The organism is Streptomyces sp. NBC_01264, assembly GCF_026340675.1.
Lineage (GTDB): Bacteria > Actinomycetota > Actinomycetes > Streptomycetales > Streptomycetaceae > Streptomyces.
Map to the genome: position 1 here is coordinate 2,145,387 of NZ_JAPEOX010000002.1, position 24,421 is coordinate 2,169,807.

The window sequence follows — 24,421 nt, forward strand, 5'->3', positions numbered from 1 at the left end:
CCTCGCAGCCGGCGCGGCCTCGCCGGGAAGCCTCCCGCCGCCCGCACCCCTTCACTGTGTGAAGGGTGCCGCTCCGCAGCTGCCCCCCCCCCCTGCTCCCCCGCGGACGGTCTGCTCCCCCGGGTCCGGGCGACCGGCCGGAGCGGTGCACTCACCCCGGCCAGTCCCCCGCGTCACACCCTGGGCGCCACCACCTCCGCCACGCTCGCGCCGAGCATCGTCACCAGGGCTGTGGATGCCGCCAGGCTCATCAAATCTCGCCGCAGCCTCACGGGGACCCCCGTCCTGATGGGGACCGGCCCCACCTCCGGCCCGGCAACCTCCGCGCGCTCCAGCCTGATCTCCGCCATGACCTCTTCGAAGGTCCGCACAGACGGGGCCGCGGCGCCCAACGCCTCCCGCTCCGCGTCCAGCAGGACCCACAGTTCGTCCAGTTCGGCGGACACCTCAGCCCACGTCAGGCTCGGGGCGTCCTGGTCCACCTGCTGCTCCTGGTGCTCCTCGACGTCGGCGACGACGGCCGCCGCGCGGTTCGCGGCAGAGATCGCGGCGTAGTCGATGACGTCGTCTTCCTCCTCGACGGCCGGGGCGGGGGCGATGACGGGGGCGAACCAGTCGCGCGGCTCGGTGCCCTCCAGCCACAGCTCCTCGGGCGCGGCCCAGCTCCCCGACCCGCGCGAGTCGTCATCCCATAGCACCAGGCAGCCCTTTCCGGTACGGCTGGTGAGGATGTGCCCCGACCGCTGGTCCAGGGACACGCGGCTGCCCGACTCCCAGTACGCCCGGCCGGTGTCCGGCTGGGCGCTGCGGTACGGCGTAGCGAAGGTGCGGGCCGGAGCCTGGTAGGGGGTCGCGATCGGCAGCGACGTCCCCACCGTCAGCTCGGCGCGGGCCGTGGCGGCCTCGATGGCGGGCGGCTCCACGAGGGAGACGAACCCCGCCCCGCGGTCGAGGCTGACGGCGATGCCGCACGCGTCCAGCCGAGTCACGGTCACCTCAGACGGCCGGGACTCCCCTGCCGCGTTGCGCCATGCCAACGCCCGCTGCTGCCGGGTGAGGGGTGCGAGGCCCCGTACGGACGCCTGCGGCCACTCCTCCTCATCCTCGAACTCGGGGTCGGCGGTGGCTTCCAAGGGCTTCCAGTCAGCCCCGACGTGCCTTTCGAGCAGGGCCGCCATGTGGCCCGGCGTCGCCTTCGGCTGGGCGTCCAGCTCGGCGCGCAGACGCTCGGACACGGTGGCCTTCTTCTGGCGCGCGGGGTCGGCGGCTGCCGGTGCTGCGGGCTCGCGGTCCCAACGCACCGCCACCCGCTTAAGGGTGTCTGAGACGACCTCCCAGGGCCCGGCGGTGGTGTAGTCGTTGCGCGAGGCCACCCCCAGGGCGGAGGCAATGGAGGCGTCCCGGATACCGAGGGGCTTGCGCTGTGTGCCCTGGCTCATGGACGGCCCAGAGCGGCCGAAGTTGCCCAGCTTTTCGCCCGTGCAGGCGCACGTCAGGTAGCTGCGCAGGGTCCGCGCGACGCCCTCGGCCTCGACGCACAGCCACACGTACCGGTGACCGCCCTTGCGGCAGGCGTCGGCGTCCTCGCCCTGGCGCTCCTCGGCGTGGAGTACGGGGGCGTACAGGCCCGGCGTCGGCTGCGCCTTGACCGGGATTTCGGCCGTGTCGGCAAGCGCAGAGTCCTGGCCCGACTCGCCGGCCGGACCCTCGCAGATTTCCTTCCCGATTTCTGCCGTGTCGGCGTAGGCCTCGGGGTACGTCTCGTGCAGGAACCTCTCCAGGTGCGGCAGCCACTCGATGCCAAGCGCCATCGCCAGCAGCGCCGCGGCGACGACCGGCGCCACGACATCCCCCACTTGCTGGCAGACGCTCGTCCTACTGCCCACGACGGGCCACGACTCCGGCACCGTGATGAGCCGCATGATCTGAGCGAGGGTGAACCGCCCGCCCTTCTCCCCCACGTCCACGCTGCGGATGCGGGACGTGAAGGCCGTGTACGGGCGCTCGTCGCTGATGGTGACGATGTTCCCGCCGCCGGACCGCTTGCCCACTCCCCGGGTGTAGACCGGCGTCCCCTCCGGCAGGCCGGTAGCCGTCGCGGCGCCCGTCCGCAGCCCCGGCGCCTCCATGGTCACCTCGGTCACGCTGTCCCGCCGCGCCACCATGAGCGCCCGCACCCGCTGGGTCGGCGAGCCGAAGTCGGCCGCGTCCCGCACCATCCACTCAGCCATAGCCCAGCCCATGAGCTGGAAATCCGCGGCAGCCTCTCCCCTGATCTGCTCCGGCAGTTTGCTGCTCTGCTCGACGGCCACCCACTCCAGTGGCGCCCCCGCGGCCTGCAACCCGAGACCCCATATCGCGAGTTCGAGCATGAGGTGGCCCGTGCTGCCGGTGTAGTCGTCCATGTCCGCCCGGACGTCGCCCCACGACATGCCGTTCGGCTCCTTGTAGGACAGCTCCACCCCGAAGTCCGGGGCGACGTCGTGCCCGTCACCGAAGGGGATCGCCCCCGCTGCGCGACGTGCGGAGTCCCATGCATCGCTCAGGATGTCGATGTTGTCGGCCAGTCTCCCGGCCCGCTTGCCGCTGTCTGTGTAGTCCGTGCACGGCGGGGTCACGATCAGCCCGCGCACCTGCCTGAACACCGGGTCGGACGGGTCCAGCGTGGTCACGTCCGCCTGTATCGCGAAGAACCCGGCCGCCCGCAGCGTCTTCACACAGTCGGGGTCGTTGTCGATGTTGATGACCTCGACGTCACGACCCAACTTCTGCCGCAGCACCTCACACAGCCCCATGACCATGCCGCCCGGACCCGAGAACAGGTTCAACACGAGCAGCGGCGCACCATCCGGGCGCGGCTCCATGAACTGGGCCAGCTCGGGGAACCGCTTCACGGCATCGCTCTCGACCGCCCGCAGCGGCGACGGCTCCGGCTCGGCGAAGGGGTCGTAGGCGTCCTCCTCGCACTCCCCCGCCTGCTCCTCGGCAGCCTCACGTTTCAGGGCCAGCCGCAGCGGACGGGGCAGGGTCGACGGCGCGGCCTCCACCGGCTCCTCCACCTGGTGCTCCTCGACGGCCTCGCCGCGGGCCACAGCGTCGGCCAGGATGGCGCGCTTGACCGCGGGCAGGTTCGGGAACGAGTCCCCGCCGGTCCGGCAGATGTTCTTGGGGTCCTCGCCTTCGAAGACCAGCCGGGCCCCGTCCGAGTGCTCGTGCTGCGCCGAGAACGTCCCTGCCAACTTCCGCAGCACGTAGGTGTGCCCGATGATCTTGGCGACGCACGGGAACGTGTTCTTGGCGCTAAACACGATGTCGCCGACCTTGGCCGCCGTCGCCTTGCGCTTCGGCGCCATGCTGCCGCGTCCCACCGTGCTCTCCCCCATGCTCGTGCTGCTGCTCTTCTGCGCCGACTTCGCGGCCTTCCCCTCCTGCTTCGCCCGGACCGCTTCGGCCTCGGCGTACAGGGCCGCCACGACGTCGGGGCGGGGGTTGTGCTCCCCCGCGTCCAGGGCGGCCGTCACCATCTCGGCCACGAGGTCGCAGTACCGCTCTTCCCAGTCCAGCCGCGTCCCCATGGCCCCGTTCGTCTTCCCGCACAGCTCGTACGCCGTCTCCCACGGGTTTCCGATGTGTCCCTGTGCCTCCGCCAGCGGCCGGGCGAGGTGCAGCGCACACACGCCAACCGTGCCCATGACCGAGCCGTCCGCGGCCACGATGTCCGCCACGAACCGCGCGGGCGCGTTCTTGTTCCAGCACGCCCCGATACAGAGCCCAGCCTCATCCCACGCCCCCGGGCCGCACTCCATCGCCGTCTTCCCGTGCACCCCGTACTTCTCCCGCACGCCGTCGGTGCCGGTGATGACCCAGCGGTCGAGCGGGATATCCCTCAGCCCGGCAACGGTCAGCTTGTGCACGGCTCGCTTACGGAACATGCCGTCCACCGCGCCGCTCGTACCGGCCTCGCCGAACCAGCCGTTCGGCCGGTGCTCCCAGCCCCATCGGGTCTTGATCGCGACACCAACGCGCCCGTACCGCTCGAACCGCCAGACGTCCGCCTCCAGCTCGGTCTCCACCAGCCCCGCCGACCACGCCACGCGCTCCACGTTCATGTGGCCGTACCGGGCCACCACACCGGCCGCCCACGTCCGCGACGCCGAGTCGGCACGGCACCACGCGAGCGCCGCCGTCAGGCTGTTGTCCTCGCTGATCTCAGCCCACCAGAACGAGCTTTCTGCCGCGGCTCCGCGGCCCACGCACCACTCCCCCGCGGTCCGCTTGTAGGACGGCGACCAAAGCCGGTAGCCGTGCCCGGACTCGGTCGTGAACGACCAGTCGAACCCGTCGTTCTCCTCCTGGTGGTGCTCCCCCTCGTACGGCTCGACGCGCTCACCGGCCGTCAGCTCCTCCGGGAACTGGAGCGCCCACGCGGCCAATTCCTCCATGCGCTCGATGTCGAACCGGGCATGCCGCAAGTGGTGGTTGGCGCGCATGTAGGCGTGGTCCTCGGACATGCCGGGCGACGTCTGGACCCACCCGCAAACGCAGGAGATCCGATGCCCATCCGCCAGCGCGACGACCGACGTCGTGTGGATCAGCTCGCGCTCCGGCTGCTGCTCCTCGACGTCCGCCACGTCATCCCCCATGCTGATCTGATCGGCGCACTCATGGCGCACAGTGTTTTCGGACTGACCCGAGAGACGCTCACGGCCGGACGCAACAGCGTCCGCGTCGACAACCGGCCCGCCCATATCGGCGCGCACTGCGGCCATGTCCTCGCGGCACACACAGTCGAATCCGCCGTCGCACCTGTTGCAGGCGACTTCGTGCGTGACCTCTCCGGCCCACGCCTTGAGAATGTCCGCGGGAGTCTTGTCCTGCTTCGGAGCCTTGCGCGGCTTGAGCTTGACCTGACCCTTTCCAAAGGGCTTCCACTCCGGCGCACCCTTGTCGCGCTTGGCTACGGCCTTTTCGAAAGCCGCTACCTTTTTGGCGCGCTCCTCCAAGAGGACGTCCGACGTGCAGTCATCGGGCAGGCGGAAGAGATTGAACGACAGACCGCCGTCCTCGGACGTGAACGCTTCGCGTACGTCGGTCGACTCGAACGGCACTCGGCGCGGCTGGTGACCCTGCTCCTCCGCCACCGCCTTTTCCGCCGCGCGCTGCAAGCCGTTCCACTGATCGGCAGTCTTTTCCGGCACCGGCGCGGTCGGAGCGGTCGGAGCGGCAGGCTTCTCCACCTCGACCGATGCAGGCTCGGGCACGCCAACCGGCACCGGAACGGGGCGACCGTCCAGAGCGCAACGACCAGCCTCGGTCACGCGGACAATGCTGGCCCGGAACGGGCGGGAAAGAATTCCCTCCCTGATCAACCGGTCGACGGAATCCTTACGAACGGCTCCCCTACGTTCGCCCTTGATTTTGGTAATTCGCACATCGACCTCACGCGAATATGCGCGTACGAGATCCGAATTGGTGTCGGGCATGTACGACTCGTACGAGACGCGCAACAGTCCCCATGCAGCTCTCTGCACAATCGCCCGTTGGGTCGATGTCAGGGCATAAGTGTGCCCTGCGGGTGTGGCCATCTGAGAAAAACCCCCATCGCGAGTCGACGTGTCCGGTCGGCCCGGTCCTACGCGGGCATGCCTCCATTATCGCAATTTCGCAGGCCCAATTCCAGGGCGGGGGGCACCCTTAAGCCGATTTTTTCGGGATTTCTCTACCTGGAGCCTCAAATAGAAATTCAGAATTCAATTCAAGGCCGTGGCCTCAAAGCAGTGACAATTCCGCAGGCAGTATCAGCGGGGGTAGTGGCATCGCCGCGGCGCTGCTGGTAGCGTCGGGCCCGATCGCGAGATTGTGTCCGGGATCACCAAGAGCGCCGGGTCCTACCCCCTCCTTCGGGAGGAGGCCGGCGCTCTTTCTCGTGCCCGGGGCTGACCGCCTCCGCCGCTATCCGGGCGGGGCGTCGCCGTGCCTCCCTCGCCGGCCTAGCCGATGCCGAGAAAGTGGTCGACCGGGGCCCAGGTGAAGGCGGTTACGCCGAGCCGGAAAAGTCGGCCCTGACGCAGCCTTAGAGTCACCGCCATGGCGATAACCCTGTACCACTTCACCAAGCCCGAGCACTGGCCCGCGATCGACGCCTCCGGCTGCCTGGAACCCCGCTGGGGCGCCGCGGGAGGGTATGTACCGAAGACCGTGCACCTCAGCGACTCGCAGGATCGCGAACTCCTTCCGTGGGCGTTCCGGGCGGACTACCCCATCCGCTTCCAGGTGCAGATCCCGGAGGCGGACGCGCACGAGTGGCACCCCTGGGGAAAGAAACACGTTCCGATCAACGCCCACCAGTCACTCGGCATCCCTGTACGACGCCCTGACGGATGGCACCTGTCCCAGTGGAACCAGGGCAGCGCCCACTGGCGTGTGGTCGAGCGCCTCATTCCGCGGTTGGAGTGGATCGAGGTCGTTGACCTGGAGCACAACATCGTCTTGTGGAAGGCCTGAACGTTTCTTGAGTGGCCGGCCGCGGAGCCGAGGGCTGACCGGTCGGCGCACCCATCCGACAAGGCGGACTCCCTGCCGCACCTCCGGTGAGTTCCGGACGAGCTGTTCTCGGAAGCCCTCGGACGGCCTCACCGGAACTCACCAGAACTCACTCGCTCCAGCTGGCTGATATGGCTCCAAGCACCAAGTGGCAGAGCTGACTGCGTGCCAGACTCCCGCCATGACCGAACGGAACCGGCCAACATTCGGCCCAAGTGCCTAGAGGTTCTTAGAGGTATTTAGAGCCTGCTGGAGAGCACTCCCCGAAAACAGCTGGTGGACACCGTTTACCCCTTGGTGGACATGGGAGGACACCGTTCCTGGCGGGATTCGCCGCGGACAGTCGCCAGCCCCCGCCGCCGGTCCTAATCTCCAGTCAACCCCGGGGTTCGGGACGTACTCACCCTCATCACACCCTCAACGAAGGGGACTTCGCCATGCCCGCTTGGCCTCGAATTATCTGTCCCGTCTGCCGCCGATCCGTCGCGGTCAGCCCGGACACCCGCCGGATCGCCGACCACAAGCACCCGCGCCCCCGCGAGCGAGCGCTGGACCTGATCTTGTGCCACGGCTCGGAGAGGGAGGTGGAACTGGGCGGCGTGTTGTTCCTGCCCTTCGAACGGGATGAGACGCCCGCGGCCGCGGCCGGCGAGGTGCTTGAGCTCTTCTGACGGCAGGGACAGTCCGACCGTCGGGCATGGGCGGGGTCGAATCCCGCTACAATCAGGGGGAACGCGCACCGTGGGTCGTGCCCGAGCCCTAGCGTTGCTACGTGGATCAGGTTCTCTGAAGCCAGCACATCCCAGCACTACGAAGCCGATTCGGCAGGTGAGACGTAGGCGGCGGGACACTTCCATCTCCTGTGGAGTTGTCCATGCCCATGTGGCTGCTTGCTGTTGTCGTCCTCGTTCCCCTCGCCCTCATTGCCCTCTGCGTCTTCGTCGCGGTGCTGCACCCGGACTCGAAGCGGGCAGGGCGAGCCGTTGAGGTGCTGCGCGAGCTGCTGCGCTTCCTCAAGCCGTTCTCGCGTATCTAAGGGCCGTTACCCGCACCGGCCTGTTCGCGCGATTCGAGGTGACGTTCGCGAGCGGGCCGGAGCAGGTAGTCAGGTCGCTGTTCCGAGGATGTGCTGAGGAACGTGGTCGCAGGCGTCCACCTTGGCCTTGCGGGCGTCGCGAACGCGGTTCTTGACGGTGCCGATCGAGACCTTGAAGTCCGCGGCAATCTCCTCGTACGCCTCCCCGTCAAGCGCACGCTTGACGATCGCGGCGTCCTGCTGCGGAGTGGTGGACGGCTTCCGGCCGCCGGTGCCGGGGGCGGGGCCCTTGCGCTTCGTCGGCTCTGGCTGATTCGTCGGCGCCTCCGCCGGCGGCACCGGCTCGGAGATTTCCGGGGACTCGGGTGCCGCGGCCCGGAGTTCGGCGGCGTGCTCCCGGAGGCAGTGCACACACACCGCGTGTCGCGTGTTGAGCTCGAGACCATCCTGGTGGCACCGTTCGCAGGTTCCAGGGGCCCACAAGCCGGGCGCTTGCGTGGTCGCCCAGTCATCGAGCACACCGGCCACCATCAGCAGCTTGTCCGGCGAAGTGTTGGCGAGGGTGGGCATGCCGTCGCGGGGAGCCCACACCGACCCGGTGTCAGTTTCGGAGCTCAGAGTCTGCTGATTTCGCGAAGGGAGCGCCGAAGGGGGCGCACCCCTGCGACCCGCGCTCTTCGCTCCCTTCGCCTCCTTCGCTCCCTTCGTGGGGTTCTTGTCGACCCAACAGTCAGCCGGGCGGCGGGTGTCGGGCTGCGGCTCGGTGAGATGCCAGACCCAACCGCCTTCAAAGGCGCCCTGCGCCTTGCCTGACTTGATCCCGGCCTTCCGCTTGGCGCGCTTGAGCTGGTCGTTCGACACTCCGAGCGCCTTGGCGATCGACGGGATCTCGCTCGCCGGGATCTCGCGGAACTCCCCGGCCCCGTGCTCCAGGAAGTACTCGCCCAGAACGCCGGCCAAGTCGGTGGCCTCCTCGCGCTGCTCCGCGTTCTGGCGCGGGGCTGTCAGCGCGTCGTCGGCTGATACCTCCGACTCGCCGTCGATGACGATCAGGCCCACGCTCACCGGTAGGCCGTCCTCGGCGAGCACCGCGGCCGAGTCGAAGTGGTAGGCGAGATCGGGCATCTTCTCCGGCGCGTAGCTGTTCTTTTTCTGGCTGACGACGTAGGCGTTCTCCTCCACCTCGGCGAAGACGAACCCGACGCGGGCGCAGTCGCTGTACGAGTGGGCGCCGGACATGCGGGCGGTCGAGTCCTCGCCGTGCTTGCGGTTGAGGTGCATGACGCTGATCAGCGTGGCTGCGGTGGATTCGCAGACGGGTTGGAAGGCGTCGAAGACGCGGCGGATCGACTGGGGGTCGTTGTGCTTGACGTCGGCGCCGAGGCAGGACATGACGGGGTCGAGCAGGATGAACGCGATGTCGTTCGCGCGGATGAATGCCTCTAGCGACGCGGCGTCGTAGGGGAACTGGGGCACCATGTCGTCGCGCTCCGGCGTGCGTGCGGCGATCTTGAAGACGCGTTCGAGGTCGGCGCGGGCGGCTTCAAGGCGGGGCTTGACGATGTGTTCGTAGGAGTCCTCCGCGCAGAAGACGGCGACGTTGCGCGGCTCGCCGTAGTAGATGCCGGGAAGTGTGCCGAGCGTCAGCGGCGCGGCGATCTGCTGCTGGATGAGGGTGGACTTCCCGAGGCCGCCCGGACCGGCGACGTACCCGGCCTCGCCGGTGGGGATGATCTTGTGGGTGGACGTCTCCCATAGCCAGTCTTTGCGCAGGGTGCGCAGGCTGCTGAACGGGACGCCGTAGATCTCGCGGAGGACGGACTGCTCTCCCTTCGCGGACACCCCGCGCGAAGGGAGCGAAGAGCGCGAAGGGAGCGAAGAGCGCGGGTCACTAGGCTCCGCTCCCTTCGGTGCTCCCTTCGGGAAACTGACGTCCTCGCCGTCCGAATCTGACATGCCGCCGCAACCTTGTAGGGCGGTCAGTACTTCATCGGGGAGTCCGGCGAGGTGTTCGTGGACGTCGTCCGCCCCGTCGGCGGCCCGCAGGAGGTCCGCGGTTAGTTCGGACAGCTTGGTGACGTCGCCGTAGGCGAGGTGGGCTAGGACGCGGGCCTTCGTAAGTTTCTGCTTGGCGCCGGCCGGGAGTCCGGTGTCGGTGGAGTGGACCACTAGGGTGGGCGTCCCGCCCCAGTCGGTCTTGGCGGAGTGCTCGGAGGTGGCGCCGGGCCGCTGCCAGTACCGGACTCCGGAGCGGGTCTTCTTCACCATCTTCCAGCCGAGGCAGTCGCCCAGCAGATACTCCCAGTCCAACAGTCCGTCCAGGACACCGAGGGGCGAGTTCGCCGAGGCCGCGCGCATCGCCGTCTCCGCCGCCGCCCAGCCTTCGGGCAGTGGCGTGGGCGCCGGGACCGTGGCGCTCTTCCTCTGGGCCTCCTCGACAAGATCCGGGGCTAGTTCGAGGGCGCGCTGGGTGAGGTGTGCGAGCGAGTACATCACGACAGCTCTCCCAGGACGTGGCACAGCCGCGGGATCGCGGTCTTGCGGTTGAGCGTGCCGGGGACCCGGAGCATCCGGGCGAGGTCGCCGACTTCGCTGCCGTAGTGCCAGCCGAGCGATTCCGCGGCGCGGTGCAGGATCTGCTGCCATGACTCGGACAGGGCCGCGAACTCCGCGAAGACTTCGGGCTGGTCGGCAATGACGAGTCGCCCGTCGAGGCGCCAGTACGGGTACAGGCCCCCGCCGGAATGGACCCAGACCGTGGGGTCCGGGAGGCCGGCCTGCGCGACGACCTTGCGGGCTGAGTCCTCATCCGGCGGGAGGGGGAGCCCGGACGCGGTGGCCTTGTGACCTTCGGTGCCGAAGTCGAGATCCGCCCACAGCGCGACGGCCTCGGCGCTCTGGTCCTCGCCGCCCCGCTGTTCGTGGGGCAGGTGGCTGCGCACGGTCAGTACGCGGTGGTAGATGCTGTGCTGGCCCATGCGGTTGAGCTGGTCGACAAAGGCGGCGGCGGCTTCCACCTCCGTGAACTCCCGGCCGCCCTTGTGGTCGGGGAACCCGCAGATCTGGATTCCCCCCTTGGTTCCGGCGTAGTACCAGGTGAGCCACTCGCGGACGGCGGCCGGGTCGTATTCAGCCGCACTGAGCGCTTGCTTAGGGATGTCGGTTTTGGGGTACGATGTCATGAGTGACTGGGCTCCTACTCGGTCATCGCGGATTCCTTGGTTGGTTGCCGCGGTTGGTGTTGTGACTGGCGAGGCCCTGGACCTAGTCCGGGGCCTCAGTCATGTCCGGGCGCGAATGCGGGCCGGGACCCGGTGCGGCAGGGCCTGCCACTGGGCTCCATGGCGCGCCATCCGCTCGAAGCGGCCCACCGTCCACTCTCCGCGGCGCAGGCCGCCGAGCTGGCGCAGCAGGTGGACGTGGTGGGCCCGGCGTAGGCCGTCCTCGACCGCGTGTCCGGCTTCGTCCAGGTGGCGCACCCGAAGGTCTAGGCGGGGTCGCTTCTCGCTCGGGGCGAATCCGATGATCTGCAAGGCCGTCACGGGCCCCACAAAGGCCGCGGGGAGCATGAGCGGCACACCGGGAACGCCGGGCGCCGGGATGGTTCCAGGGCGGCGCGTGAGGGCGGCCACGGCCTGAGCGGGGGTCATGTCCGCGGGCAGCCCGTAGGGGTTCACCGGCTCGGCGGCTACCGCGGCGGCATCAGCAGAGACAGTGTCAGTCGACACGCATTGCTCCTTCTCCACCTCCGTCCGGGTTTGCAGCCGGCCGGAAGCGTTTCGTTTCCGGGGGTTGGTCAGGCAGGGGTGGGCTCGGAGGCGTCGCGCCGGGTCCACCCCTGCGGTGGTGCGCTGTCGGTGTCGGTGTCGCACTCCAGGTCGCGCAGGGCCCGGAGGACGGGGTCGGTGGGGTCCGGCTCGTACAGGCCGCTGACCGGGAGGCCGACAGCCTCAGCGATCAACTTGACGATGGCCGCGGGCGGGACGGACTTGCCGACCTCGTAGTTCCAGACCGCCGACGATGTCCGGCCGACGAGCGAGCCCAGCTGGGGCATGCCGAGTCCGGCCTGGAGGCGCGCGGCGGTCAGGCGGGCGGGGCTGAATGTGGGCATGGCGGATCTCCCGAGTTGGCCGTGGTGACGAACTGGGATCAACAAACCATGCGCGATTTTTAGTGCGTAAATGTTAGATAGCGGGTTTAACCGAATGGCCTAAGTCCCGCGCCAGCAGCCGCACCTCGTGCGGCCGTATGGGCAGTGGCCGGGTAACCCGCGGCGCCTGGTGAGCCAGCGGCCCCGTCAGGCTGCGGTCTTCCGCTCAGCCCACCACGATTCGACATCGGCCCAGTCGTACCGCAGGTACTTACCGATACGCACGCCGGGCGGCCCCACCCCCGAGTGCCGCCACTTGTAGAGCGTCTCGACGTCAACTTGTAGCTATTCTGCGACCTGTTGGGTCGTGGCCTTGGGCCGCGGCCCCTGTGTTCCCGTCGGCCCCTTTGCCGCCGCCATGATCGCCTCCCGGTCGCCCTCGCGTGCCTCCTGGCACCACATGCCGCTGACCGTAGGTATGGCAATTTTCCACATCAAGCGATCTATTTTTCATTCGCTCATATAGCGGCGTACTCCCGCCAACTCACCGCCATACCATCCGATTCCACCTCATACCGTAGGAGTGCATCCATGCCGTACGACCGCTGGCACCTGTCCCGCCCGCCCGCCGAGGCGGAGGTGTGCAAGGAGCACGGCAAGGTCCCTTCGAAGGACCACAACGTCGGGATGCGGTGGCAGGCCCGCTGGCGGGACCCGGACGGCGTCCAGGAGACAGAGCTGTTCAAGACCGAGACCGCGGCCAAAAAGCATGAGAACGCCATGCGTGCCGCGGTGGACGACGGCTCGTACATCAACCCCGAGGGCGGGGAGGTCCGCGTCGCGGAGTGGGTGAAGATCTGGCTGGCCGGCCTAGTCTTCGACAACCCGCGGACCATCGAGCGCTACGAGCAGCGGATGCGGTTGCACGTGATCCCGACCCCGATGGGGAAGATGCGCATCAAGGATGTGTCGGCGACGGCGCTACGGGACTGGCTCACTGGCCGCCGCGAGCTGCTGGAGGACGCGACCCTGCGGCTGGTCTTCGCGAACCTGCAATCCGCGCTTGACCTCGCGGTCGATGACGAGTTGATCCGCAAGAACCCCTGCCTGAACCGGTCGGTGCAGGCGGTGAGGCCGAAGCGGAACAGCACGGCCGCCAAGGAACTTGCGCTGACGTGGATGGACATGGAGAAGATCCGTACCGAACTGCCCGACCGTTACAAGGCGATCGTGGACGTGGGCCGTGGGCTCGGCATGCGCCAGGGCGAGATCTTCGGGTTCGGGCCTGATGACATCGACTGGGACCACGAGGACGGCCCCATGGTCCACATTCAGCGGCAGGTGGCGCACGAGAAGGGTTCGAAGCTCGTGTTCGACAATCCGAAGGGCGGGACCGAGGACGATCCCCGGGACCGGTGGGTGGAGCTGAGTCCGGCCGTGGCAGACGCGCTGTTGGAGCACATGGAGAAGTGGCCCCCGATCACGGTGACGCTGCCGTGGCGGAAGGGCGACGGCGAGCCGGTCACCGCGCGGATCTTCTTCTACGGCCGCGAGAAGAAGCCGATCCAAGCGAACTGGTTCAACTCATACGTGTGGAAGCCCGCCCTGGCCGCGGTCGGCCTGATCAAGGCCCTGGACCCCGAGGAGCCGGGCCGGCGGTGGGAAAAGTCGCGGGACAAGATGCTGCACGCGCTCCGGCACCTGTACGCGTCGATGATGCTGGCGGGCGGAGTCGACATCTTCACCCTCGCTGACCGCCTCGGGCACAACGACCCCGCGTTCACGCTCAGGACGTACGTGCACCGTGTCGCGGGTGCCGGGGCGAAGGTTCGACGCGCCGTGCAGGGTATGTACGGGCGTGCCGCATGACCACGATCTCCGCGGATCTTTCGGTGACGGAGGGTAGTGCGGGGCTGCTGGGGCTCCGGGTTCGGAGGTATTCGAACACTGTGGAGCGCATTCCGGGAGCTCCCCGGCTTGTGCAGTATTCGTGCAAGATGATCTTGCCGGGGGTGCGCCGTAGCAGGTCAGAGCGTTAGTCGAGAAGTACAGGGACATCTGACCGCCCGAGGAAGAACAGCCCTCACGCCCCTTCCGACCCGATGACCACGGGCCGGGAGGGGCGTGACGCGTCCCTCCCCCGGTGACCGGGATCCTGGCGTAAAACCATCTCGATCATCCGGGCAGAACAGGCATCCTTCACAGAGGCGCTGACGGTGCCTCGGGGACGAAGGGGTGGGGGATGGGACTTCCGGAGCCGGTGGGGCGGCAGTCGGACGTGGCGTACTTGCCGACGAGCGGCCATCAAGTGGTGCTCGGTACGGCGGGAACCGGCAAGACCGTGATGGCGATGCTACGGGCGCGCTTCCTGTCGGAATCAGGAGCGACGGCATCCGGCAAGACGCTGCTCGTGACCTACAACAACGCACTCGTCGCCTACCTCAAACACCTCTCGGGCGAAACCGACCGGCTCGACATCCGCACCTACGCGCTGTTCGCCCGCGGCTTCCTGAACCACCACGGTGCGATGAAGGGGCAGGCGATCATCTCGAGCGGCAAGCGCCGCGAGCTGATCCGGTCCGCGCTCGAGGCCGTGGCCTCGACGTACAAACCGAGCAAGTTCTTCGAGAGGGATCCCGGGTGGTTCGAGGACGAGATCGTCTGGATCTCCGGGATGGGCCTGCGCACCTGGGAGGCCTACGAGTCCATCGACCGCCTGGGGCGCCGGACCCCTCTCAACGCGTCCCTGCGCGAGGCCGTCTGGAAGATCGCCGAGGAGTACCGGCTGCGGCGCGCCGCGGCCGGCCACTCGTACGACTGGGATGACCTGGCCACCTCCGTCCGGGACCATCAGGCCGCGGACGACGGCCCGCGCATGTACCGGCACGTGATCATCGACGAAGGTCAGGACCTGTCACCGGAGGAGATCCGCTCGCTCGCGGAGGTCGTCGACCCCGCCGGCTCGGTGACCTTCTTCGGCGACTACGCCCAGCAGATCTACGGGCAGGGCATGTCGTGGCGGGCCTGCGGCCTGAAGGTGACCAAGATCGAGATGTTCAAGGACAACTACCGCAACTCGACCGCGATCGCCGAGTTCGCCATCGCCCTGAGCGAGATGCCCTTCTTCGGCAGGACCGACGAGCTCGTACCTCCCGTCGCCCCCCGCGCCAGGGGCTCGTTGCCCACGCTGGTCGCGTGCACCGACCGTGCGCAGGAAGTGTCGGTGGTCCAGTCGATCGCCCGGCAGTGGGGGCAGGTGGGGACGGTGGCCGTGATCGGCCGCACCTGGGCCGATGCGGAGGAGGCCTGCGCGGGGCTGAAGGCCCAACGGATAGAGAAGAGCGCGAGGTTCGCCTGGAGTGACGCGCCGGGGGTGTACTACACCACCTACCACTCCGCCAAGGGCCTCGAGTTCGACACGGTGGTCATGCCCTTCTGCTCCGAGGACACCGTGCCCCACCCGGAGGTGGTCAAGTCCCTGGGCGCGGACGACGCGGACGAGCGGGAGTCGAAGCTCCTGTACGTCGGCATCACCCGCGCCAAGTCGGACCTGGTCATCACCTACAGCGGCGCGAAGACCCACCTCCTGCCCGAAGGCACCGGCCTGTACGCGGAGATGCAGCCGTGACCCGCGGCGGCGGCCTCACGCTCACCGAGGCCCTGCGCCGGAGCAAGGCCACCCGGCTCGCCCACTTCACCCCCGCCCGCAGCTTCCCGCACATCCTGCGCGACGGGGCGATCCGCAGCAGCAAGGACCTCGCCGAGCGGGCACCCGGTCAGTTCACCCCCACCGATCGCCGGCGGTTCGACAACCAGCCCGACAAGGTCTGCTGCACCTTCCAGTTCCCCAACAGCTACTACCTCGCGCAGGCCCGGAACAAGTCCGACCACCAGAACTACCCGGACTGGATCTGCCTGTTCCTGGACGCGGAACTGGCCCTGCGCGAAGGCACTCTGTTCGCGCCCTGCAACGCGGCGACGCAGAGCGGCGCCCGGCTGCGGCCGGGCCCGGACGCCCTGCTGGAACTGTTCGCCGCCACGAGCGGCACCTGGCCGCGCGGAGCCGGCCATCTCGAAGGGGCGGCCACCAACTTGCAGGCGGAGGTCCTCGTACCGGGTCCCATCGAGTTGAGGCACGTACTGGCCGTCGCCATGCCCAGCCATGAGGCGGTGGCCAACGAGCTGACGCGGCTGAGAGTCCTCAACGTGGAAGTACCTCCCTTGACCTGGCTCGTGGAGCCGGTGCTGTTTGATAGGAACGAACTGAGCGACCGCGTGCGCAAGGGACCTCCCCTCACCGAGTCCGCTTGGGTACCGCCGCAGAGTGATGGGGGGAACCGGTGACCGCACAGAGGCCGCCAGACCTGTTGGACCGGACCCGCGGCCTGCTGTTCGGGGCGGCCGTCGGCGACGCCTTGGGCTGGCCGCAGGAACAGCGCAGCGCCATCGTCGGAGGGCAGGCCTCGCGCAGCACCACCCCCGGTCTCGGCTTCCGCCCCTGGGTGCGCTGGGCCGGCGGGCAGTACACCCGCTACCGGGACCCGGTCGGCGCGGGCGAGTACAGCGACGACACCCAGCTGCTGCTCGCCACGGCGCGCGCCTGCCTCCACGGAGACGACTGGTTGAGCCGGCTCACCGAGGTCGAGCTCCCCGCGTGGCCGCTCTACCAGCGAGGCGGTGGCCGGGCGGTGCTCAGCGCATGCCGCAGCTGGCAGGCGGGAACCCCGCCCTGGCACGGCCAGCGCGCGAAGGTCGGCGCCTACTTCAACGCCGGGGCGAATGGCGTGGCCATGAGGATCGCGCCCCACGCCGTCCACACTCTGGCCGACGACTCCCCCGAGCGGCTGATCTCGCGCGTGGTCGCCGACGGGGTACTGACCCACGGGCATCCGCGCGCCCTGCTCGGCGCGGTGGTCTATGCCCTGGCAGCCCGGCACACGCTCCGACGGGAGGGCGCCGGCGAGTACGGGGACGTCGTACTCGCCGTGGCCGGCATGGCGCAGTGGCGCGATCCCGCGCTCGCACACGCCGCCCTCCCCGAAGGCTGGTCGGCCGCCTTCACGGACGCGACCGGCGCTTCGTTCGCCACCACGTGGACGGAGACCGCTCGGGAAATGGACGAGCTGCTCGCCACGGCGCGGGCATCGCTGGCACGGGCCGGCCTCGCCGACGACGCGCAGACCCTCGCGGCACTCGGCTGCTTCGACGCGAAGCGCAACGGTGCGGGAACCGTCTCCGCGGCCGCCGCCTGCTACCTGGCGGCGCGTGCCTCCGTACGCCCGTCCACAGGTCTGCTCAGGGCAGCGTTCCTCGACCGCGCCGACACCGACACGCTCGCCTCGATGACCGCCGCGCTGCTCGGCGCGCTGCACGGCACGGACTGGATCGCACCGCTCCTGCGCGAGGTCCAGGACGAGGCCTGCCTCGCGCGGACGGCAGCCGCGCTGGTCGAACCGCCCCGCGCGGCGGACGCGGCCGAGAAGACGCCGGAGGTTCAGCGGGCCCACTGGCTGGCCTCCCTTGCGGAGAAGGGGAGCACGGAGCGGTTCGTCGACGGCCGCGCCGTGGCGCAGGTACGGCACTACGGTCTGGACAGCAAGAGCCAGGACGTCACGCGCTTCGTCCTGACCCTGGACGACGGTCAGACGCTGCACGTGGACCGCGCGGTGAAGCGCGGAGGGTCCCCGGCCCCGGTGCGGGAGGAGCCGCCCGGTGCACCGGCCCCGGCCGTGACCCGCATGGTGATCCACGTGCGCGATCTCGCGGAGACCCGCAAGTTCTACGGCGAGGTGCTCGGGCTTGCGGTGCAAGGAAGCGGGCCCGCCCTCTATGTGACGCCCTGGCTCGCGCTGCTGGAGACGTCCGGCCCGCTGGACACGCCGACGGCGGGTCCGTTGCAGTTCACCGTGCAGACCTCGGACCCGGCACGCATCACAGCCATGGTGAAGCAGCACAACGTGCGGGTCACCCCGCCGGGCCCCCGCGACGTCCCCGGTTCCCTCCGGGTGATCGACCCGGACGGGCACGAGGTCCTGGTGTGGCCGGTGGAAGGGCGTCCCGCGGCATAGCGGGACCGATGGGAGTCCTCCGGCCTCAGCTCGGGTAGTTGGTGCGCCAGGGCTCGTAGTACGGGTTGTCCTCGCAGCGGTCCATGATCTCCACCTTCTTCACCGTGTCCACCGGGCAGACGGCCACGATGAAGGAGCGGGCGATGCCGCCCGGGAAGGCCACCTCGACCTGGGAGGCGTACTTGTGGGTGTCGCCGATGGTCTGGTTGACGTCCACGCCGCCCGGGGCGTCGATGTAGTAGTTCCAGCCGCTCTTCCAGGACTTGTAGAGGTCGTGGTTGTACGTGGTGGAGACGTACGGGGAGGGCTGGTTGACCAGGACGTAACTCTCGATGTCGTACTGGCCGTTCACGGTGTCCCTGGGCAGGAAGCCCTCCTCGAAGACCACCGACGGCGGGCGGCCGTCCGAGCGGTAGAGCTGCTTGCAGTTGATCCGCCAGGACGGGGAGGGAGTGATGCGCTGCACCTCGACGCGTTCGTCGGCGGCGGCGAAGAGGTGGTTCTGGACCCGGGGGCAGGAGTTCGCGGGAGCCGCCGCGGCCGCGTGGAGCGATCCGGGGGCGGAGGCGGGGGCCGACGCGGCGGCGGAGGCCGGGGGCAGCAGGGCGGCGGCGAGGGCGGTCGCGAGCACGGTGGCGCGACGGCGCAGGGCGCGGAGGGTGATCATGGGCCCCACCCTGGTGTCTCCGCGCCGCCCCCGGGAGCATCCTCACTCGTTGGTGAGCGTGTCGAAGTCCCCCTCGATTTCCTTGAATCGGGAGGGAGTTGGTGGTGGAACGATCCTGCGGGGAGCCGGGGCGCGCCAGGGGCCCCGGGTAGGCTCCTGCGCCGAGGCGGTTCCACGCCGCCTGATCTTGGGGGGTCATCTCGTGTTCGTCAAGGCGGTGCTTCCCGGGCCGGTCGAGGCGCGCGGTGCCTACGGCGACGTCCCCCTCCCCGCCGACCACGGCCAGTGGGCGGTCTGCTTCCAGACCCCGGCGGCCGCCGCCCCCGTCGCGGGCGGCACCTCCGTCGAGATCTCGCTCGTCGCACCCGGGATCCCCTGCCCGGCCGCGGCCGGCGCCTCCCTGCGTCCGCCCAAGGGTTCGAGCCCCGTCAGGACCCCGGTCCCCTCCGCGGACCCGGGCCATCCGAAGCCGAAACAGCCGAAGTCCGGCCCCACCCCGGCCCCCGGGCCAAAGGACGTCAGCTACCGCAACTGCGCCGAGGCCAGGGCCGCCGGCGCCGCCCCCATCCGGCGCGGCCAGCCCGGCTACGGCAGGTACCTCGACCGGGACGACGACGGCATCGCCTGCGACACGTGGGCGACAAGGAGCCGGAGAGGGGCCCGCGCTGCGGCGATATTCGGCCTGATGCCCCGGCAGCCCTCGCCCCCGGCGGTCGGTCGCCCCCAGAATCGCCCTTTCGGCACAGTTCTGAGGGCGGGGCCATGGCATCAGCAGCGCGAGCACCACGGACGGGCACGAGCGAGCGTACGGAGATCCCCCGGCTGGAGGGCGCCCCGCTGTTCGGGTCGCTCGCCGACCTGAAGTCGGACGCCCTCGGTACGTACCGGCGGGCGCAGCGACTGCACGGCGACGTCGTGCGGATCACGGCCGGTCCGCCGGGGCTGCGCACCGAGCTGCACTGCGTGTTCTCGGCGGAGGGGGCGCAGCAGGTCCTGGCCTCGCAGGCGGCCAACTTCCGCAAGGACAACGCCCTCTACCAAGAGGTCCGCGAAGCCCTCGGCAACGGACTGCTCACCAGTCAGGACGAGGACTACCTGCGCCAGCGGCGGCTGGTGCAGCCGCTGTTCACCAAGCGCCGGGTGGACGGGTACGCGGACGCGGTGGCGACCGAGACCGCTTCCACCCTCGCCGCCTGGGAGGCGGCCGCGGACGGGATCGTCGACGTCGCCGAGGAGATGATGACGCTCGCGCTGCGCGCCGTCGCCCGGATCCTCTTCGGGACGGACGTGGACGCCACCGCCGATGTCGTGGACCGGTCCTTTCCCGTCATCACCGCCTACGTGATGCGCCGCGGCTACTCCCCCGTCAACCTCCCCCGCGACTGGCCCACTCCGGGCAACAAGCGGGCGGCCGCCGCGATGGACGAGCTGTACGCGGTGTGCGACGGGATCATCGCCGAGCGCCGCCGCAGTGCGGGGGACGGCGAGGACCTGCTGTCGCTGCTGGCCGCCGCGAGCAGCGACGCCGACGGGGAGTTCGACGCCACCGAGCTGCGCGAGCAGGTCCTGATCTTCCTGCTCGCGGGGCACGAGACGACCGCCACCTCGCTCGCCTTCTCCCTCCACCTGCTGGCCCGCCATCCCGAGATCCAGGACCGGGCCCGCGCCGAGATCGCCGGGGCCCTGGGGGACCGTACGCCCGTGGCCGCCGACCTCGACCGGCTCCCGTACCTCACCCAGGTGCTCAAGGAGGCCATGCGGCTCTACCCGGCGGCCCCCGTCCTCGGCCGCCGCTCGGTGGCCGCGGCCGAGGTCGACGGGCACATCATCCCGGCCGGCGCCGATGTGATCGTGGCGCCCTGGGTGACCCACCGCCACCCCGACTACTGGCCGGACCCGGAGCGTTTCGACCCCGACCGGTTCACCCCGGAGGCGGAGGCGGCCCGGCCGCGCTACGCCTGGCTGCCCTTCGGCGGCGGTCCGCGCGCCTGCATCGGGCAGCACTTCTCCATGCTGGAGTCGGTGATCGCGCTGGCGATGCTGCTGCGGGCCTACGAGTTCGAGGCGGTGGACACCGAGGTCTCCGTCGTCGCCGGGATCACCCTGCGCATCACAGGCCCGGCGCGCTGCCGGATCCGTCGGACGGGGGTCTGAGAACCCGGGATCAGGCCCCCGCCGCCGGTGCCTGGTTGCCCTGGAGGCGGGCCAGGTCCGAGGGCCGCACCTGGATGACGAAGAGCGCGATCAGCGCCGTGACCAGGGTGAACGCGGCTGCCGCCACGAAGGCGGCGCTGACGCCCGAGGTGAGGACCTGATCGCTCCAGGGCTTCGGGTACTGCTTCGTCCTGGCGAAGAAAGCCTTCTGTTCGGGTGTGGCGGTGCGCAGGAAGGAGCCCACCTGGTCCTTGGCCTCGTTGCGGCTGGCCGTGCCGAAGACGGTCACCAGGATGGACAGGCCGAGCGAACCGCCCACCTGCTGCATCGCGTTCAGGAGTCCGGAGGCCGCGCCCGATTCCCGGTCGGGGACGTTCGAGAGGGCCATCAGGGTCAGGGACACGAACTGCATGCCCATGCCCGCGGCGAACAGCAGCATCGGTCCGAGGATGCTGCCCAGGTACGTCGAGTGGATGTCGGTCTGCGTGAGCCAGGCCAGGCCGGAGGCCGAGAACAGGGAGCCGGCCACCATGAAGGGCTTGGGCCCGAACTTCGGCAGTCCCTGGGAGGTGATGCCCGCGGTCACCGCGATCATCGCGCTGACCGGCAGGAAGGCGAGCCCGGCCCGCAGCGGGCTGAAGCCGAGCACGTTCTGTACGAAGAGGGTCAGGAAGAAGAACATGCCGAAGATCGCGCAGGCGAAGAAGAGCATGATCGCGTACGTGCCGGCCCGATTGCGGTCGGCGAACATGTGCAGGGGGGTGATGGGCTGGGGCGAGCGCCGTTCGTTGACGACGAAGAGGCTCAGCAGGACCACGGCCGCCGCGAAGGACCCGAGCGTCAGCCCGTCCCGCCAGCCGTCCTGGGACGCGCGGATGAATCCGTAGACCAGGGCCACCATGCCGAGGGTGGAGAGCAGGGCGCCGGCGAGGTCGAAGTGGCCGGGCCGGCGGGGGGATTCGCGGATCGCCCTCGGGGCGACCAGGGCGATCAGCAGCGCGATCGGGACGTTGACGAAGAGCACCCAGCGCCAGTTGAGCCATTCCACGAGCAACCCGCCCGCCAGCAGCCCGATCGCGCCGCCGCCGGCCGAGACGCCGGCGAAGACGCCGAAGGCCCGGTTGCGTGCGGGGCCTTCGCGGAAGGTGGTGGTGATCAGCGCGAGGGCGGTCGGGGAGGCGATGGCGCCGCCGACGCCCTGGAAGGCGCGGGCGCCCATCAACTGGCCCGCGTTCTGGGCGAATCCGCCCAGTAGCGAGGCCAGGCCGAAGAGCAGGACGCCGAAGATGAAGACGCGCCGCCGGCCGAGGATGTCACCGGCGCGTCCGCCGAGCAGCAGCAGCCCGCCGAAGGTGAGGGTGTAGGCGTTGACGACCCAGGACAGGCTCTCGGTGGAGAAGCCGAGTGCGGTCTGAATGTGCGGCAGCGCGATGTTCACGATGGTGATGTCGAGAACGACCATGAGCTGGCACGAGGCGAGCACGAACAGAGCTAGTCCGTGACGGCCTTCGTTGCCCTGGACCTTGCCGTCGGTCCCGGTGCTGGTACTGCTCGGCGTAGCGTTCGGGTCCACTTTTTCGACGCTAAACCTGTATCAGGGGTGTCACCACTCGAACGGCCTAGTCTATGTGGCATATACCGTGTGATATATATCGTGTAGTATTTCACATGGCACACTCATTCCATGGATCGCATGGATGACTTCCTCAGGCTCTCCGCGAGCACAGCCCGGTTCACCTACGGCGCGCCCCGCGCCTTCTCCTTCGGCGACGAAGGCCGGCTCCTCTGGTTCCTCCGCTCCACCGGCCCCACCGATCCCTTCGACAGCCTCTGGGTCCTGGACACCGCCACCGGCGCCGAAACCCGGCTCGCCGACCCGCGCGAACTGTCCCCCGAGCCCGCGCCCCTCCCCGTCGTCGAGCGCCGGCTGCGCGAACGCTCGCGGCTCGTCGCCGCCGGGATCGGGTCGTACGCGCTCTCCGCCGACGGCCGCACCGCGGTGTTCGCGCTCTACGGCCGCCTGTACGAGGTCACCTGGGCAGCGGACTCCGCGGCGCCCGCGCAGCCCAAGGAACTCCCCACCGCCGGGCCCGTCTTCGACCCGCGCCCCGGCCCCGACGGCTCGCGCGTCGCCTACGTCACCGGCGACGCCCTGCACACCGTCCCCGGCGGCCGGATCAGCCCCGACGACGGAGCCCGCTGGGGCGTCGCGGAGTTCGCCGCCGCAGAGGAACTCGACCGGCACCGGGGGTACTGGTGGTCCCCCGGCGGTGAGCGCCTGCTCGCCGCCCGCGTCGACGAATCCGCCCTCCAGCGCCGCTGGTTCGCCGACCCGGCGCACCCGGAGCTGCCGGCCGAGGACTTCGCGTACCCCGAGGCGGGCGGCCCCAACGCCGACGTGCGGCTCTGGGTGCTCGGACCGGGCCCGGACGCCGCCGTGCGGCTCGACTGGGACACGGAGACCCACCCCTACTTCTCCGACGCGCAGTGGGACTCGCCCGCCGAGATCCTGCTCACCGTGCACGACCGGCTCCAGCGCAACGTCCTGCTGCTCTCGGCCGACCCCGACACCGGCCGCACCCGGGAGCTGTCGCGCACCACGCACCCCCAGTGGGTGGACCCCCTGCTCCCCGGCACTCCGGCGCGCCTGGCCGACGGCCGGATGCTCACCTCGGCCGACACCCCCGGCGGGGCCGCCCGGGCGCTCGCGCTGGACGGCGTACTCCTCACCGGGGACGGGCTCCAGGTCCGCAGGGTGGCCGGCACCCACGGGAACCGCCTGCTGATCGAGGCCGGCCGGCGCGACCCCTCCGAGCAGCAGGTGCTCCTGCTGGACCCGGACACGGGCGAGCTGACCCCGCTCGCGGACGGGCCCGGGGTGCACTCCGTCCTGGCGGCCTCCGCCGGGGCGCTGCTGCTGGGTTCCGCCGACGCCGACGGGATCCGGCGCGTCCTGCGGACCTCCGACGGGCGCGAGCTCACCCCCGTGGACCTCGCACAGCCGCTGCCGTACCGGGTGGTCCCGGTGCTGGAACGGGTCACCGAGCACGCGGTGCCCACCGCCCTGGTCCTGCCGCGCGGGCACGTCCCCGGCACCCGGCTGCCCGTCCTGATGGACAGCTACGGCGGCCCCGGCATGCAGGACGTCAGCGCCGAGCCGCGCCGCTGGCAGCACCGCCAGTGGTGGGCCGACCAGGGCTTCGCCGTGGTCACCGTCGACAACCGCGGCACCGCGTACGTCTCGCCGCGGCACACGCACGCCATGTACCGGGGCTTCTCCGAGGTCACCCTGGAGGACCAGGTCGCCGCCCTGCAGGCGCTCGGGGCGCGCCACGGGGACCTCGACCTGACCCGGGTGGGCATCCGCGGCTGGTCGTACGGCGGGTACCTCGCCGCGCTCGCGGTGCTGCGCCGCCCGGACGTCTTCCACGCGGCGGCGGCCGGGGCCGCGCCGACCGACTTCCGGCAGTACGACACGGCGTACACCGAGCGGTACCTGGGTCTGCCCCAGGAACACCCGGAGGTGTACGAGCGCGACAGCCTGCTCGCCGACGCCGCGGGGCTCCGCCGGCCGCTGCTGCTGGTCACGGGTCTGGCCGACGACAACGTCCACCCCTCGCACACCCTGCGGCTCTCGCAGGCCCTGACCGACGCGGGCCGCCCGCACCAGCTCCTCGCACTGCCGGGCGTCACCCACATGACCCCGGGCGGGGCGCGGGAGAAGATCATGGCGCTGGAGCTGGAGTTCTTCCGCAAGGAACTGGGCCTCGCCTGAGCGGTGACGACGCGGAAGGGCCCCGGAGCGAGATCGTCGCTCCGGGGCCCTCCCCCGTACCCGGGTTCCCCGCCGGTCCCCCGGGTGT

General features: G+C 70.0%; 17 protein-coding genes and 1 pseudogene. 10 read left to right on the plus strand and 8 right to left on the minus strand.

All coding sequences use genetic code 11. The features are described from left to right. Positions 1–173: 173 nt before the first annotated feature. Complete coding sequence (locus OG435_RS42700) at positions 174–5,261, minus strand: DNA cytosine methyltransferase (RefSeq protein ID WP_266885861.1); 5,088 nt, start codon at positions 5,259–5,261, stop codon at positions 174–176. An 826-nt stretch (positions 5,262–6,087) separates the two neighbouring features. On the opposite strand from OG435_RS42700, the gene OG435_RS42705 reads away from it, so the two are divergent. From OG435_RS42705 to OG435_RS42715, 3 genes are all read left to right on the plus strand, one after another. After that, a complete protein-coding gene (locus OG435_RS42705; RefSeq protein ID WP_266885863.1) occupies positions 6,088–6,504 on the plus strand; it encodes a hypothetical protein in 417 nt (138 codons plus the stop codon). Between the two features lie 476 nt (positions 6,505–6,980). Next, a complete protein-coding gene (locus tag OG435_RS42710; RefSeq protein ID WP_266885865.1) occupies positions 6,981–7,214 on the plus strand; it encodes a hypothetical protein in 234 nt (77 codons plus the stop codon). Between the two features lie 203 nt (positions 7,215–7,417). After that, positions 7,418–7,579, plus strand: coding sequence for a hypothetical protein (locus tag OG435_RS42715; RefSeq protein ID WP_266885867.1), 162 nt, complete (start codon positions 7,418–7,420; stop codon positions 7,577–7,579). A 69-nt stretch (positions 7,580–7,648) separates the two neighbouring features. Here the strand turns inward: OG435_RS42715 and OG435_RS42720 are convergent, their stop codons facing one another. The 5 genes and pseudogenes from OG435_RS42720 to OG435_RS50240 form a co-directional block, all read right to left on the minus strand. After that, positions 7,649–10,072, minus strand: coding sequence for an AAA family ATPase (locus tag OG435_RS42720; RefSeq protein ID WP_266885869.1), 2,424 nt, complete (start codon positions 10,070–10,072; stop codon positions 7,649–7,651). Next, the gene (locus OG435_RS42725) at positions 10,072–10,761 is read right to left on the minus strand and encodes a hypothetical protein (protein WP_266885871.1); all 690 of its coding nucleotides are present in this window, start codon (positions 10,759–10,761) and stop codon (positions 10,072–10,074) included. The genes OG435_RS42720 and OG435_RS42725 overlap by 1 nt, the downstream gene beginning before the upstream one ends. Positions 10,762–10,860: 99 nt before the next feature. Next, entirely contained in the window at positions 10,861–11,307 is a 447-nt protein-coding gene (locus OG435_RS42730) for a hypothetical protein (protein ID WP_266885873.1), read from the minus strand. A 68-nt stretch (positions 11,308–11,375) separates the two neighbouring features. Further along, positions 11,376–11,690: a helix-turn-helix domain-containing protein gene (locus OG435_RS42735; RefSeq protein ID WP_266885875.1), complete on the minus strand. Its 315-nt coding sequence runs from the start codon at positions 11,688–11,690 to the stop codon at positions 11,376–11,378. A gap of 186 nt (positions 11,691–11,876) precedes the next feature. Continuing rightward, positions 11,877–12,002 (minus strand): annotated as a pseudogene (locus OG435_RS50240) (helix-turn-helix transcriptional regulator); the annotation flags it as partial. 258 nt (positions 12,003–12,260) lie between these two features. On the opposite strand from OG435_RS50240, the gene OG435_RS42740 reads away from it, so the two are divergent. The 4 genes from OG435_RS42740 to OG435_RS42755 all read left to right on the plus strand — a co-directional run bounded on the left by OG435_RS42740 (position 12,261) and on the right by OG435_RS42755 (position 17,737). Continuing rightward, positions 12,261–13,538 (plus strand): tyrosine-type recombinase/integrase, encoded by a 1,278-nt coding sequence (locus OG435_RS42740; RefSeq protein ID WP_266885877.1) that lies wholly within the window; start codon positions 12,261–12,263, stop codon positions 13,536–13,538. 373 nt (positions 13,539–13,911) lie between these two features. Then, positions 13,912–15,297, plus strand: coding sequence for a 3'-5' exonuclease (locus tag OG435_RS42745; RefSeq protein ID WP_266885879.1), 1,386 nt, complete (start codon positions 13,912–13,914; stop codon positions 15,295–15,297). After that, positions 15,294–16,013 carry a DarT ssDNA thymidine ADP-ribosyltransferase family protein gene (locus tag OG435_RS42750; RefSeq protein WP_266885881.1) on the plus strand — a complete coding sequence of 240 codons (720 nt, stop codon included), beginning with the start codon at positions 15,294–15,296 and terminating at the stop codon, positions 16,011–16,013. Before OG435_RS42745 ends, OG435_RS42750 begins: the two co-directional genes overlap by 4 nt. Next, positions 16,010–17,737 carry an ADP-ribosylglycohydrolase family protein gene (locus tag OG435_RS42755; protein WP_266885883.1) on the plus strand — a complete coding sequence of 576 codons (1,728 nt, stop codon included), beginning with the start codon at positions 16,010–16,012 and terminating at the stop codon, positions 17,735–17,737. The genes OG435_RS42750 and OG435_RS42755 overlap by 4 nt, the downstream gene beginning before the upstream one ends. A gap of 25 nt (positions 17,738–17,762) precedes the next feature. On the opposite strand, the gene OG435_RS42760 is transcribed toward OG435_RS42755, so the two are convergent. Continuing rightward, entirely contained in the window at positions 17,763–18,404 is a 642-nt protein-coding gene (locus tag OG435_RS42760) for an ADP-ribosyltransferase (RefSeq protein ID WP_266885885.1), read from the minus strand. Here OG435_RS42760 and OG435_RS50850 point away from each other — a divergent pair. Both OG435_RS50850 and OG435_RS42770 read left to right on the plus strand, forming a co-directional pair. Next, positions 18,403–19,266, plus strand: coding sequence for an excalibur calcium-binding domain-containing protein (locus OG435_RS50850; RefSeq protein ID WP_430625831.1), 864 nt, complete (start codon positions 18,403–18,405; stop codon positions 19,264–19,266). The genes OG435_RS42760 and OG435_RS50850 overlap by 2 nt on opposite strands. Continuing rightward, complete coding sequence (locus tag OG435_RS42770; protein ID WP_266885887.1) at positions 19,167–20,558, plus strand: cytochrome P450; 1,392 nt, start codon at positions 19,167–19,169, stop codon at positions 20,556–20,558. The genes OG435_RS50850 and OG435_RS42770 overlap by 100 nt, the downstream gene beginning before the upstream one ends. Before the next feature lie 10 nt (positions 20,559–20,568). Here the strand turns inward: OG435_RS42770 and OG435_RS42775 are convergent, their stop codons facing one another. Continuing rightward, positions 20,569–22,131 (minus strand): MFS transporter, encoded by a 1,563-nt coding sequence (locus OG435_RS42775; protein WP_266885889.1) that lies wholly within the window; start codon positions 22,129–22,131, stop codon positions 20,569–20,571. A gap of 111 nt (positions 22,132–22,242) precedes the next feature. Here OG435_RS42775 and OG435_RS42780 point away from each other — a divergent pair, with 111 nt between their 5' ends. Next, positions 22,243–24,333 (plus strand): S9 family peptidase, encoded by a 2,091-nt coding sequence (locus OG435_RS42780; RefSeq protein ID WP_266885891.1) that lies wholly within the window; start codon positions 22,243–22,245, stop codon positions 24,331–24,333. Positions 24,334–24,421 lie beyond the last annotated feature (88 nt).

Bases quoted from the DNA above. Each gene is read 5' to 3' on its own strand.
- OG435_RS42710 (WP_266885865.1), top strand. From the start codon at position 6,981: ATGCCCGCTTGGCCTCGAATTATCTGTCCCGTCTGCCGCCGATCCGTC.
- OG435_RS42715 (WP_266885867.1), top strand. From the start codon at position 7,418: ATGCCCATGTGGCTGCTTGCTGTTGTCGTCCTCGTTCCCCTCGCCCTC.
- OG435_RS42725 (WP_266885871.1), bottom strand. From the start codon at position 10,761: ATGACATCGTACCCCAAAACCGACATCCCTAAGCAAGCGCTCAGTGCG.
- OG435_RS42720 (WP_266885869.1), bottom strand. From the start codon at position 10,072: ATGTACTCGCTCGCACACCTCACCCAGCGCGCCCTCGAACTAGCCCCG.
- OG435_RS42740 (WP_266885877.1), top strand. From the start codon at position 12,261: ATGCCGTACGACCGCTGGCACCTGTCCCGCCCGCCCGCCGAGGCGGAG.
- OG435_RS42705 (WP_266885863.1), top strand. From the start codon at position 6,088: ATGGCGATAACCCTGTACCACTTCACCAAGCCCGAGCACTGGCCCGCG.
- OG435_RS42780 (WP_266885891.1), top strand. From the start codon at position 22,243: ATGGATCGCATGGATGACTTCCTCAGGCTCTCCGCGAGCACAGCCCGG.
- OG435_RS42745 (WP_266885879.1), top strand. From the start codon at position 13,912: ATGGGACTTCCGGAGCCGGTGGGGCGGCAGTCGGACGTGGCGTACTTG.
- OG435_RS50850 (WP_430625831.1), top strand. From the start codon at position 18,403: ATGGGCCCCACCCTGGTGTCTCCGCGCCGCCCCCGGGAGCATCCTCAC.
- OG435_RS42770 (WP_266885887.1), top strand. From the start codon at position 19,167: ATGGCATCAGCAGCGCGAGCACCACGGACGGGCACGAGCGAGCGTACG.
- OG435_RS42760 (WP_266885885.1), bottom strand. From the start codon at position 18,404: ATGATCACCCTCCGCGCCCTGCGCCGTCGCGCCACCGTGCTCGCGACC.
- OG435_RS42735 (WP_266885875.1), bottom strand. From the start codon at position 11,690: ATGCCCACATTCAGCCCCGCCCGCCTGACCGCCGCGCGCCTCCAGGCC.